13 protein-coding genes are annotated in these 11,991 nt (G+C 59.8%); 8 read left to right on the top strand and 5 right to left on the bottom strand.

The features are described from left to right. Window positions 1-473 precede the first annotated feature (473 nt). The 3 genes from FVV99_RS15430 to FVV99_RS15420 are packed head-to-tail and all read left to right on the top strand — an operon-like array spanning window position 474 to window position 1,573. Window positions 474-734: a hypothetical protein gene (locus FVV99_RS15430; protein WP_148254982.1), complete on the top strand. Its 261-nt coding sequence runs from the start codon at window positions 474-476 to the stop codon at window positions 732-734. 4 nt (window positions 735-738) lie between these two features. Next, the gene (locus tag FVV99_RS15425) at window positions 739-1,092 is read left to right on the top strand and encodes an ArsR/SmtB family transcription factor (RefSeq protein ID WP_148254981.1); all 354 of its coding nucleotides are present in this window, start codon (window positions 739-741) and stop codon (window positions 1,090-1,092) included. A gap of 31 nt (window positions 1,093-1,123) precedes the next feature. Next, the gene (locus FVV99_RS15420; RefSeq protein WP_148254980.1) at window positions 1,124-1,573 is read left to right on the top strand and encodes a CNNM metal transporter family protein; all 450 of its coding nucleotides are present in this window, start codon (window positions 1,124-1,126) and stop codon (window positions 1,571-1,573) included. Window positions 1,574-1,621: 48 nt separating this feature from the next. Here FVV99_RS15420 and FVV99_RS15415 read toward each other — a convergent pair whose 3' ends face one another. The 4 genes from FVV99_RS15415 to FVV99_RS15400 all read right to left on the bottom strand — a co-directional run bounded on the left by FVV99_RS15415 (window position 1,622) and on the right by FVV99_RS15400 (window position 5,627). Further along, window positions 1,622-2,872 (bottom strand): type II toxin-antitoxin system HipA family toxin, encoded by a 1,251-nt coding sequence (locus tag FVV99_RS15415; protein ID WP_148254979.1) that lies wholly within the window; start codon window positions 2,870-2,872, stop codon window positions 1,622-1,624. Beyond that, entirely contained in the window at window positions 2,869-3,204 is a 336-nt protein-coding gene (locus tag FVV99_RS15410) for a helix-turn-helix transcriptional regulator (RefSeq protein WP_148254978.1), read from the bottom strand. The genes FVV99_RS15415 and FVV99_RS15410 overlap by 4 nt, the downstream gene beginning before the upstream one ends. A gap of 278 nt (window positions 3,205-3,482) precedes the next feature. Then, window positions 3,483-4,421: a CDF family Co(II)/Ni(II) efflux transporter DmeF gene (dmeF, locus tag FVV99_RS15405; protein ID WP_148254977.1), complete on the bottom strand. Its 939-nt coding sequence runs from the start codon at window positions 4,419-4,421 to the stop codon at window positions 3,483-3,485. A gap of 291 nt (window positions 4,422-4,712) precedes the next feature. Beyond that, a complete protein-coding gene (locus FVV99_RS15400; RefSeq protein ID WP_148254976.1) occupies window positions 4,713-5,627 on the bottom strand; it encodes a LysR family transcriptional regulator in 915 nt (304 codons plus the stop codon). A gap of 217 nt (window positions 5,628-5,844) precedes the next feature. Here FVV99_RS15400 and FVV99_RS15395 point away from each other — a divergent pair, with 217 nt between their 5' ends. From FVV99_RS15395 to FVV99_RS15375, 5 genes are read left to right on the top strand one after another with little or no spacing between them, the layout of a single operon-like run. After that, window positions 5,845-6,810, top strand: a complete 966-nt coding sequence (locus FVV99_RS15395; protein ID WP_148254975.1) for a Bug family tripartite tricarboxylate transporter substrate binding protein — start codon at window positions 5,845-5,847, stop codon at window positions 6,808-6,810. A 57-nt stretch (window positions 6,811-6,867) separates the two neighbouring features. Further along, window positions 6,868-7,371, top strand: coding sequence for a tripartite tricarboxylate transporter TctB family protein (locus tag FVV99_RS15390; protein WP_201745117.1), 504 nt, complete (start codon window positions 6,868-6,870; stop codon window positions 7,369-7,371). Between the two features lie 28 nt (window positions 7,372-7,399). Beyond that, window positions 7,400-8,872: a tripartite tricarboxylate transporter permease gene (locus tag FVV99_RS15385; RefSeq protein WP_148254974.1), complete on the top strand. Its 1,473-nt coding sequence runs from the start codon at window positions 7,400-7,402 to the stop codon at window positions 8,870-8,872. A 47-nt stretch (window positions 8,873-8,919) separates the two neighbouring features. Next, window positions 8,920-10,107, top strand: a complete 1,188-nt coding sequence (gene argE, locus FVV99_RS15380) for an acetylornithine deacetylase (protein ID WP_148254973.1) — start codon at window positions 8,920-8,922, stop codon at window positions 10,105-10,107. Between the two features lies 1 nt (window position 10,108). After that, entirely contained in the window at window positions 10,109-11,371 is a 1,263-nt protein-coding gene (locus tag FVV99_RS15375) for a Zn-dependent hydrolase (RefSeq protein WP_148254972.1), read from the top strand. A 181-nt stretch (window positions 11,372-11,552) separates the two neighbouring features. Here FVV99_RS15375 and FVV99_RS18560 read toward each other — a convergent pair whose 3' ends face one another. Further along, the gene (locus tag FVV99_RS18560; RefSeq protein WP_161599014.1) at window positions 11,553-11,711 is read right to left on the bottom strand and encodes a hypothetical protein; all 159 of its coding nucleotides are present in this window, start codon (window positions 11,709-11,711) and stop codon (window positions 11,553-11,555) included. Window positions 11,712-11,991: the final 280 nt, after the last annotated feature.

Genomic DNA, 11,991 nt, shown 5'->3' with positions numbered 1-11,991 from the left:
TGCCGCTAACAGGCCGGATATAAGCGTGCAGTCTCACCCCGGCCATGGCGATTCGGGCTTGCACAACGGGACGGGTCCATATAAGCGGTTTCAACCGCGATGCAGGGCGTGAGCCCTGCCCTGTGCCACCGCCGGGCGCCCGAGGCGCCATCGCGACTGAAGTCGCTCCTACCACAACCAGTGCCGGTGGAATGCCGTGATGAAGGGGTTGTAGGAGCGGTTTCAACCGCGATGCAGGGCGTGAGCCCTGCTCTGTGACACTACCGGGCGCCTACGGCGCCATCGCGACTGAAGTCGCTGCTACGACAACCTGTGCCGATGGAATGTCGGGGATAGGGGGTTGTAGAACATTCAATTCATGATTTCATGAAATCAACAATTCATCTATTATTGAAATAACTATCTACGATGACGATGCGTCACCAGAAAGCCGCGCTCGCCGACTTAGTGCCCGAATCCGAGAGGACAACATCATGAGCAAGACATCACCCCGAACCACCGGCAAAGCCGTCGCGACGGGTGGCATGCTGTTCACGGCCTGCGCAGTCTGCTGCGCCCCGTTGGTCATTCCGCCCCTGGTCGCGTTCTTCGCTGCAGGTGGAATCGGCCTGGCGCTGGCGGGCCAGATCGGGCTCGGCATCGCGGCTCTCGGCGCGACCGGCGGTTACCTTTACTTGCGCCGTCGCGCCACGTCGAGACATGCAGACCCATCACAACGCGAACCGAGGGCATGACTCCATGGCACACAGTGGTAGACATCAGGATAGCGACGACATCGTCGCGAGAAAGCTGACCGCTCTCGCCCATCCCATCCGCCTGGCGGCGATTCGACAGTTGGCGGCGGCCGGTCCTGCCGGCATGGCGGCAGGCAGGCTCGGTGAGCACCTCGACGTGGCACCGAATGCGCTGACTTTCCATCTGCAGAAGCTGGCCACCGCCGGTTTGGTCGAATCGCAGCGAGAGGGCCAGTTCGTCTACTACCGCGCGGTGTTCGATGCCCTGCTGGCGTTGACGGATCACTTGGTCGGTGCCTGCTGCAGCGAGACCGAGGAACGCTGCGGGCCACGCTGTCCCACGCTTCGCGACCAGTGACCCACCGCCATTCATCAAGAGGGAGCCCAAGATGATCCAGACAGCCTCAGCCAAACCTTCCTGGCCAAGGGCGATCGGCATCGGGATCGCGGTGTCGGTGCTCACCGCTATCGTCATGGTGGCCTTGTTGAAGGCCGGCGTATCGCCCTTCCCGAAGCCCCCTTCCCTGGCTTTCGCCGAGACCCTGCTGGGACGAAGCCTGCCGATGCCGGTTGGCCTGCTTTTCCATACGGTCTATGTGACCTTCTGGTCGGTGGTGTTCGTACGCTATTTCCCGCGCAAGACCCTGCCGACCGCACTGGGATTGGCCGCCGTGCTCTGGGTCGTGATCCTGGTGGTGTTCTTCCCCGTGATCGGCTGGGGACTCGCCGGTCTGGCGATCGGCCCCCAGTTGATTCCGGCGTCGGCCCTGCCGCACCTGCTGTTCGGCCTGCTGCTGTGGGGGCTGGATCGGTATTGCGGCAGGCGCGGCGGATCATGACACATTATTCAACGAAGGTCGGCGGCGCCATCGCGACTGACGTCGCTGCTACAGTGACAGGGCACGATCTAGCCGGTCATGCTCGAACGCACCGGTCATGAGTGTGATCTCAGCATTGCGCGCGCCTGAGCGTTTCGCTACCTCTTGCCAGTCTACCGTGGCTTCCGCCACCTCGCGGATGATGCTCCTCGCCCGTCGTTCTTGAAGGCCATATTCTTCCGCCGTGCTCAGCAAGAGGCCGATATCTGCCGTTCGATCGTCGAGGTCGATGGCGGTGCTTAGAATCGGTGGTTTGAGATGCGGCGGAACGGGATTCAGATCGTAGGCCGGCGCTAGGCTCCACCCTTGTCCTTCGCGGATAAAACCATGGTTGCGCAGATGGTCATCGACATTCGATATCAGGATCGAGAAAGCAATTCGCCGGAAGAGTTCCTGCCGGTCGCGTACAGGGTGGGCCCCCCGTGCGCTGATCATCTCCGCAAGCTCGAGGTAACTGCAATCGCGATCGCCGTCACGATGTCCGGTCAAGGCCATGGCCGAGATGAAAGGCAGCCGATGTGTCTGCTGCCGATCGAATCGGCGGGAAAGTAGCACATGTCGATTACCGACCGTCACGAGGTTGAAAGCCGCCGTATCGATTCCCGCCCGATTGGCGAGCTCCAGAGCAATCGATTCCCAACGCTCCAGGTCGTACTCGTCATCGTTCTTGGGAAACTTGGCAATCGACAGTTGACCGTTATTGTCGATCACGCTGGCCTTGGGTCGGGCGCCACCGAGAGACGATCCCGGCGCGAAGATGAGTTGCAAATCCTCATCGTCGAACTCGTCTTGCTGGATTCGATCCGAAGCAGCCATCAGCCGCCCCAGCTCGACCAGCCCTGGCACACCTGACCGTGTCGATGCAACGAAAGGCTCAGTGCCTTCCTCCCTGAATCGCAGTGCGCCAAGACGGGAGATGTCCGCGACACCGAGCAGCAAGTCGAGTTCCTGAAGCGCGCGCGGCGTGCGCCCTTCTGTTTCCGCAAGACGACGTTCGCGACGTCGCATGAGGTCCTTGCCCCAACGGTCAGGTGCGCTATCCAGGAGTGCACCATGAATCATGCCAACGTCGGGATAGAACTCGCCCTTCGTCAGCGGCAGCGCTGGATCGATTTCGAACCGTTCGGGATGATCCAGCCATTCCTGGGCGTATTCGAAAGAGATGAGTTCGGCATGACGGCTAGGAATTCTGCGTAAGCGCCCCAGAATCTGAGGACCGCCCAGCCAGTCCATGAACACTTCGATACGAGGTGTAGTCATGTTCGTGTCGAGCTGGCCGGATCACGCGGCCGGGCCCGCCTCTTTTCATGACTCTCGCGTTGCAACTGTTGTGCAACGACATCCTCCTTGGGGTCGGCGACGCCATCGACGGATGATAGCAGCCCCAGTGCATTCAGCACTGCTAGCACCGTCCCGAATGAAACGCTTGGGTCACCAGCCTCGATCCGGCTGACCGTCTGCCGTGTCGTCATTGCTCGCTCAGCCACCAACTGCATTGTCAGATTGCGCGCAAGACGGGCCTGCTTGATACGCGAGCCAAGCTTTCGTAACTCGCGCTTCACAGCCATGGGCACCAGGGTTTTATCCGCCATTATGTTATCTCGACAAAACCTTGAATTGTGTAATGTTCGGCTGAGGGTACAAGCCTGAGCCGAACATGCGCTGATCAGATAACGCTATTGCGTAATGTGACCTCAGAATAACTCAACATGCCATAAAGTGCCATTGAGATAACAAAACCGATTCCCAAAGTAGCCCCAGAGAGCGCCATCGCGACTGACGTCGCTGCTACGACAACCTGTGGCAATAGAATGCCGGGGTATGGGGGAGCGGTTTCAACCGCGATGCAGGGCGCTAGCCCTGCCGTAGGTTACTGGTGAGAGTGCGGACAGGACTCGATTTCGAGCGTGGTGTGTACGAGTTCGGGAAGCCGGTGCTGTATTTTCTTGCGGTAGATGTCGGGAGATTGAGGGTCGTCCGACACGAGAGCCACGATACCGGCGTAAATGCCCGGCCCGATGGACCAGACGTGCAGATCGCTGATGCGATCGTGCGTACCTTCCTCGATGGCTTGGCGGATACTGGCATCGAGCGTGGTCACCTGGCGGTCCAGAAGAACGCGAGAGGTGTCGTTCAACAAGCCCCACGACCAGCGCGTGATCAGGACCATGCCGACGATGCCCATGACCGGGTCCATCCAGTTCCAGCCCAGATATTTGGCCGTCAACAAGGCGACGATGGCCAGTAGCGAGGTCACCGCATCGGCCATCACGTGTAAATAGGCGGAGCGACGGTTGTGGTCACGGTCGGCATGAGCGTGCTCCCGACTGTCATGGCCATGATGGTGATGCTCACCACCGCCGAGGATCCAGGCGGAGAGACCATTCACGCCCAAGCCAATCACGGCGACCAGAATGGCTTTATCGAAAGCGATCGTCACGGGGTTGAAGAGGCGGTTGATGCTTTCGGCCCCCATGTACAGGGCGAAACCCACCAACAGTATGGCGCCGGTGAAACCACCCAGGGCATTGACCTTGCCGGTACCGAAACTGAAACGCCGATCGGCTGCGTGGCGACGCGCGTAAGCGTAGGCGAAGACGGCAATGCCTAGCGCAGTGGCGTGTGACCCCATATGCAGGCCATCGGCGAGCAGGGCCATGGAGCCATAGACCACTCCCGCCATGATCTCGACGACCATGGTCACGAGGGTCAACAGAACCACGAGCATGGTGCGGCGTTCGCCGGCGCGTTTCTGATCCTGATTGAAGGTGTGGTCATGCTTCCAGAGATCGATGTCGCGCGCATGCATGGTGCGGCCTCATGAGTATTGGCAATGCCGGTTCTGGAAGCATAACAAGCCGGGCCGCAAGGCGCCTAATCGCGACTGAAGTCGCTCCTACGACAACCGGTGCCGGTGGAATGGGGTTGTAGGAGCGGTTTCAACCGCGATGCAGGGCGGCGAAGCCCTGCCCCATGCCACCGCCGGGCGCCTACGGCGCCATCGCGACTGAAGTCGCTCCTACGACAACCTGTGCCGATAGAATGCCGTGATGATGGGGTTGTAGGTGCGGTTTCAACCGCGATGCAGGCCAAGGCGCGCCTAGAGTGCGTTGAGGATGCCGAGTTGTCGGAGGTTGTCGATTTCACGGTGAATTTCAGTACTGAAGGCGTTGGCGACGTTGCTGAGAGGGCGGTGCTTGGAGGTGAGCAAGGCGATTTCCCATTCGATGGTTGGGTCGAGGGGTTTGGAGACGACGGAGGTGCCTTGCAGCAGGAGTTCGGCGATGGGGTCGATCACGGCGATGCCGAGTCCACGGTCGACCAGTGCACAGACGCCTCTCATATTCCGTAACTCGGCGGTTATGTTCCTTTTGATATCAATCGTTTGCATGATGTAGTCGACCCGGGCGCGCAGGGGGCTGTCGGCCATCAACTCAACGAATGTCTGGTTCTGCAGGCTAGAAATCGGGACCTCGGTTTCCTTGGCCAGCGGGTGGTCGCGATGCATGATGCAGCGTGCAGCGCATCGGCCCAGGCGGGTAACACTGGCGCCGTAGGTATCGGCTTCCAGCGTAATGCCCAGCGCGAGATCGCAGGTGTTGTTGTCGATCATCTTGAGCAGTTCCTGCAGACCCGCGTCGATCACCCTGACACCGACATTGGGGTGCTGTTCCTTGAAGCGTTTGATGACATCGAGCAGGAAAGTGTCACAGAAGATCGGTTGAGCGGCGACGACGACATTGCCGAGCTGGTTGTTGGAAATCGCTTCGGCATCCTTCTGGGTATCGCGAATGCTGGCCATCAGCCGTTGCACCGAGGCGTGGTAGATAAAGGCTTCTTCGGTCGGTGCCAGTTGGTTTTTCTTGCGCTTGAAGAGCGTGAAGCCCAGTTCCTCTTCCAGTCCACTCAGTAGCCGACTGACCATCGATTGACTGATGGCGAGCACTTCCGCTGCGGCCTTGGTCGTGCCGTGCTTCATGAAGGCGTCAAACGCTTCGATCTCTCTGAACTTCATTTCTGCCTCTCCCCATGTCGATGGCCGCCAAGATACAGGCCGTGGCGGTCTTCACAAGTGCGGTGACGGTTTCAGCTTGCAAGACGACAGCCTCACTAGAACAATAATGAATACTAAAACAATTTCTTGCAATGAAATTCATAGTACCTATACTGGAATCGCTCGATCGGCAGACATCCGTTGCGAGCCGATGCAAAACAACTCCAAGGAGATGATCATGAAACGAGCGCTAAGCCTTGCCGCAGCCACCCTGCTGGTTACCTGCGCAGCGCAAGCCCAGGATTACCCTTCCGAGTCGATCACCCTCGTGGTGCCCTATGGCCCGGGTGGTGCCTCTGACCTGGCGGGACGCGCGCTGACCGAGGCGGCCGGCAACTTCCTGGACGAGCCGATGACCGTTGCCAACACGCCGGGGTCGGGTGGCATGACGGGAGCGCGGAAGGTCTCCACGGCCGACCCGGATGGACATACCCTGCTGCTGGCCCGTGTAGGTATGGCACTGCTACCGGCCGTTACCAACGACCCGAGTGTCGATTGGGATGAGTACACCTTCCTGGGGTCGCTGGAAGCCACGCCCATGATCCTGGCCGTGGCTGAAGATTCGCCCTACGAGAGCGCGGAAGAGCTGCTGGAAGGTATCGAGAACAACCCCGGCGAGTTGAGTTATGCCGCATCCGGGGCGACAGCGATCGACGGTTTCACCGTTCAGACGCTGCTGTCGGATGCCGGTATGGACCCTCTGTCGGCTGCGACCCTGGTGCCGTACAAGGGCGGTGGCGCACTGGCAAGCGCGCTACTCGGTGGGCACGTCGACTTCCTGGCGATTTCTGCAGCTTCGCTCATGCCGCACATCGAGAGCGGTGATATGCGCCCGCTGATGGTCTACTCCCCCGAGCGTATGGAGGCGTTGCCTGAGGTACCGACGGCCGAAGAGCAAGGCTATGAACTGGCCGGCCAGGTCATCGGTTGGAGCGCGCTGTACGGCCCCCCCGATCTGCCAGAAGCGGTCGTCGATACCTGGGATGAGGTGCTGGATCAGGTCGCCGATAGCGAAACCTGGCTGAGCCGCGCGGAAGACCGTGGTTCGATCTCGACCATTGGTGACGTGGATATGACCACTTATGCCGAGGAGCAGTACAACTTCTATCGGGAGTTGGCGGAAAAGTTCGGCTACTTGCAGTAAGCCAACGGGTATTCATCCACGGTTGACGTTGACGCCCAACGGTAACAGGAGGGGCTCATGGGCTTGGTTCGCGGTATCACTGTCACGGCATTCTTCGGCATCGTATTGTTCGTGCTGATCCCTGTCTATGTGCCCCGCCCTAACTTCATTCCGGGCTTTGCGCCACCGCCGGACATGTGGCCGCGCGCCATTTCGATTCTCGGTATGGGGCTTGGCTTGTTGCTGGCGGCATTATCGTTGTCGCGCAAGCCCCAGGCCGATACCGACCCGGAAGACGCCGGCGCCATTCGCGATGGCACCCCACTCGGCACGCTGGTGCTGCGCTTTGTCTATGCGGTACTGGCATTCGCGGGCTTCATCGTTGCGGTTCACTTTGTCGGTTTCATCGTAGCGAGCATCGCGTTGCTATTCGCTATGCTGTTGCTCACCGGGCAGTGGCAACGCAAGGGAACGGTGGTACTCGTTGCGCTGATCCTGCCTCTGGTGCTCTATCTGTTCTTCTCCAGTGCGCTCAACACACGCTTTCCCGCCGGCAGCCTGGCAACGATCTTAGGGTTGTAACGCCGCACGCATTTCAGGAAACATCACCATGCTCAATGACTTGTTGACTGCTTTCCAGGCAGTCGCGACGGTAGAGAATTTTCTGATCATGGCCGCGGGTATCTGGGGCGGTGTGATCATCGGGGCTATCCCGGGCATGACGGGGACCATGGCGGTCACTCTGGCCCTGCCTTTCACGTTCTATATGGAACCGATTCCCAGCATTCTGCTGCTCGTGGCGTTGTATAAAGGTTCCACGTATGGCGGTTCGGTATCCGCCATTCTGATCAAGACGCCGGGCACGGCCTCTGCGGCCTGCACGACTCTGGACGGCTATCCGCTGGCTCGCCAGGGTAAAGCAGGCAAGGCGCTGAACATGGCCCTCTACTCATCGTGCACTGGCGACTTCATCTCCAATATCTCACTGATTTTCATTGCGGCTCCACTCGCCATGCTGGCACTGCGCATCGGCCCGCCGGAATACTTCATGCTGATGGTGTTCGCGCTGACCACCGTGGCCGGGGTTTCCGGGCGTTCCCTGCTGCTGGGGCTGGTTGCCGCTTGCCTGGGGCTGCTGCTGGCAACCGTCGGCGAGGATATGTACGGCTCGTTTCGCTTCGACATGACCGTCGAGATGCGAGATGGGCTTTCGGTCGCCCCGGTACTCATTGGATTGTTCGCCATCCCGGAGCTGTTGAAACTTGTCGTGTTCCGGCATGCGGGTGCCAAGACCGCCCTTGAGCTTGGCGACAATCGCGTCACTCGGGCCGAACTTCGCCGTTCCTTGAAGTCACTGTTCAAGGGTAGCTTGATCGGAGTCGTGATGGGCGCCATCCCGGGTATCGGCCCCTCGGCAGCGGCATTTTCTTCCTATGGTGAAGCCCAACGCACGTCGAAGAACCACGCCAACTTCGGCAAAGGGGAAATCGAGGGAATCGCCGCGTCGGAATCGGCCAACAATGGCTGTTGTGGTTCCACGATGATCCCGCTGCTGGCATTGGGCATTCCGGGCGACGTGATAACCGGTGTGATGTTGGGCGCGTTCATGATCCATGGGCTGACGCCCGGTCCAATGCTCTTCGAAGAGAACCTCAATGAAGTCTACATGCTGTTCATCGGCATGCTGTTTTCCTCGATCATGCTCTTCGGTGCCGGTAAGGCGACGATGCGTTTCTTCACCCATATTTCTCGCATCCCTCCCGGGCTGATGGCCCCCATCGTCTTGATCCTGTGCTTGTTCGGTATCTTTGCGATCGCCAACAGCATGTACGACGTGATCGTGCTACTCGCGATGGGTGTGTTCGGTTTCCTCATGTTTCTTTTCGCGATTCCGGCAGCCCCGTTTCTGATCGCATTCATTCTCGGCCCGATGCTGGAAGAGAACTTACGCCGCGCCCTCGCCATTTCTCGTGGCGACCCAAGCATCCTCGTGTCATCGCCGATCACCTGGCTGTTCGCGGCACTGGCGGTTTTCGTGGTCGCTGTCACGATTCGTCGCCAGCTGAAGAAGGCCAGCGCATGAACACCAAAGACACCGACCCAAGACGTGATGCGACAAGGAACCGAGACATGCAAGCAGAAGTCACCCGACATGGACATAGCCAACTCGAAGCGGCCATGGCTCATCTGAGCGACCTGATCGGCTTCGATACGACCAGTGCCTACTCCAATCTTGAGATTATCTCGCATATCGAGACCTTCCTGACCCAGTGGGGTTGTGAAACGACGGTACTCCCCGACGCCAGCGGTAACAAAGCCAATCTCGTAGCACGGCTAGGCCCCAAGGATATCCCTGGGATCGTACTCTCGGGGCATACCGATGTGGTGCCCGCCAGGCCAGCCAGCTGGGCCAGCGCACCGTTCTCGATGGAGCAACGCGGTAGCCGGCTATTCGGGCGGGGCACGTGCGACATGAAGGGATTTCTGGCGTGTGTGCTTGCCGCGGTTCCATCCTTCTCCCAGGGGCAGCTATCACGGCCGTTCTATTTCTGTTTCTCGCACGATGAGGAAGTGGGGTGTCAGGGCGCACCGGCGATCGCTCGCTATCTAGCCGCACTCGATACACCCCCTGCTCTGGCAATCATCGGGGAACCCAGCGAGATGCAACTGGTGACCGGCCAGAAAGGCAAAGTGGCCATGACCGTGACGGTCCATGGAGACGGTGGGCACTCATCCTTTGCCCCCCAGCACGTCAATGCCGTGGAGTATGCCTCACGCATCATCGAGATGGTGTCTCAGCGATCGCGACGATATGAGCGAGAAGGCCCCTTCGACCACGATTTCACCGTTCCCCACTCGACCGCACTCACCACCCTGGTGGAAGGCGGCATCGCTACCAATGTCACTCCCGACACCTGCCGATTCACATTTGAACTGCGCAGCATCGATCAGGCATCCGCTGAAGCGGACATGCAGGCTCTGATAGCCGACGTGGAACAGGCGCTGCTCCCTGAGATGCAACGGCAATCCGACAAGGCCGGTATCGAATGGCGGGAGCTGTTTTCCTACCCGGCGATGGGCGATGCCAGCGACACCGATATCTTCAAGCGGATCGAACCGATTCTGCCCGACCGGGGCGGCAAGGTGTCCTATGGTTCCGAAGGCGGCGTATTCGAAATCGAAGGTGGCATCCCTTCACTCATTATCGGGCCCGGCTCGATCCGCCAGGCGCACAAGACGGATGAATTCATCGAAATCGATCAATTGAGCCAATGCCTGACCTTCTTCGATACGCTCAACAACTGGATGAGGCACTGACATGCATCGACCGGTAACGATCGACAGCGAGCGCCTCTGGCATCGCCTGGAACGGTTGGCGACATTCACGGATCCGGACCGCCCCTGGACACGGCGAGCATTCTCCGATCGCTATCTGGAGGCGCGTGCCTGGCTGCGTCGGGAGATGGAGCAAGCCGGACTCACGACACGCCTGGACGATGCCGCCAACCTGATCGGGACACTACCGGGTAGCCAGCCCGACCTGGCCCCCATCGCAGTCGGCAGCCATATCGATACGGTTGTCGGTGGCGGACGTTACGACGGTACCCTGGGCGTGCTGGCCGGCCTCGAGGCGGTTCAGAGTCTTCGCGAGGCCGGCGTTACACTGACGCATAGTGTCGAGGTAATCGATTTCCTTTCCGAGGAGCCGAGCGACTATGGTGTGTCCTGCATTGGCAGCCGAGCGATGACAGGCGCCCTTTCGTCCGCCATGCTCGATTTCCGGGAACCCGGCGGAGAAACCCTGCGAGACGCCATTCGCCGAATGGGAGGCATACCGGAAGCTCTGGGTACCACATTACGGCGGTCGGGAGACCTATCGGCCTTTATCGAATTGCACATCGAACAGGGGCGGGTTCTCGAACAGCAGGATGTGCCGATCGGCGTCGTGAGCGATATCGTGGGCATTCGTCGCTACGATATCGTCATCAAGGGACAAGCCGACCATGCCGGAACCTCGCCGATGGCGTTACGGCGCGATGCGCTCGCCGAAGCGGCGAGCTTGATTCAACGCATCCAGCACGACGCCGAAGCACAAGCCAAAGGGGACGATTATCTAGTGGCGACAGTCGGGCGACTGGAGGTCTTACCCAATGCCGCCAATGCGATTCCAGACACGGTAACGATGGTGTTGGAAATTCGCAGTGACAATGCGGCTCTGCTGGAAGGTTTCTTCACGCCGATTGCCGAACACGCCACGGCTCGGGCCGCCCAGCGTGGCTTGAGTATCGACTGCACGCCCCTCAGCGAAGGCCTGCCGACACATTGCGCGCCCCGCATACAGGCACATATTCAGCAAGCGGCCAACCACCTGGGGCTGCCGACCCTGTCAATGCCCAGCGGCGCAGGGCATGACGCAGTCTACATGGCCGATATCACCCCCACGGGTATGCTCTTCGCCCCCTGCCGAGATGGCCGCAGCCACTGTCCGGAAGAAGCCATGACACCGCAACAAGCCGCTGACGGCTGTCAGGTCATCGCCGCGACCCTGAGACGCCTCGACCTGGAACGCTATCGCGACTGAAGTCGCTCCTACGACAACCGGTGCCAGTGGAATGTTGTGGCAACAGAGTGCGGAACCGAACTATCCGAATACACGACGAATCACGTAGACCTTGAATAGCCAAACCAGTCACCTATTTCAATGGCGTTGCGGACCCGGTATACAGTTGGTACCTACGTGGGAGCATGGGAAGCGCAGAGGATCAGTCTCGACGTGGACGCCGCCGGAATCGAAGGCGCGACAAGGCCCGGCGACATCCACGCCAGGCACCGCCAAACAGCTTGGCGAAGAGTCCGGCGCGCAACCGGGCATTGCGCTGCTCGATTTCGCGGATTTTCGGATTCGGATTATGGAAGGCCATGACTGTCACCCCGCGGCTGTAGCAAGCGAACTGGATGCATATCACGGGGTCACAGCACCTGTCGAGACACTCCGCTCACAGGATCCCCATCACACTGAACTGACTAGAAGGCGGTGTTGCAGGAGCGGTTTTAACCGCGATGCAGGGCGTGAGCCCTGCCTTGTGATACCACCGGGCGCCTACGGCACCTATCGCGACTGAAGTCGCTCCTACGACAACCTGTGCCGATAGAACGCCGAGGTTAGGGGTTTGTGGGAGCGGTTTCAACCGCGATGCAGGG

It is taken from the genome of Aidingimonas lacisalsi (assembly GCF_008079445.1).
GTDB classification, from domain to species: domain Bacteria; phylum Pseudomonadota; class Gammaproteobacteria; order Pseudomonadales; family Halomonadaceae; genus Aidingimonas; species Aidingimonas lacisalsi.
Note: the sequence above shows the minus strand (reverse complement) of the source record. Positions and strands in the feature narration are given on the sequence as shown.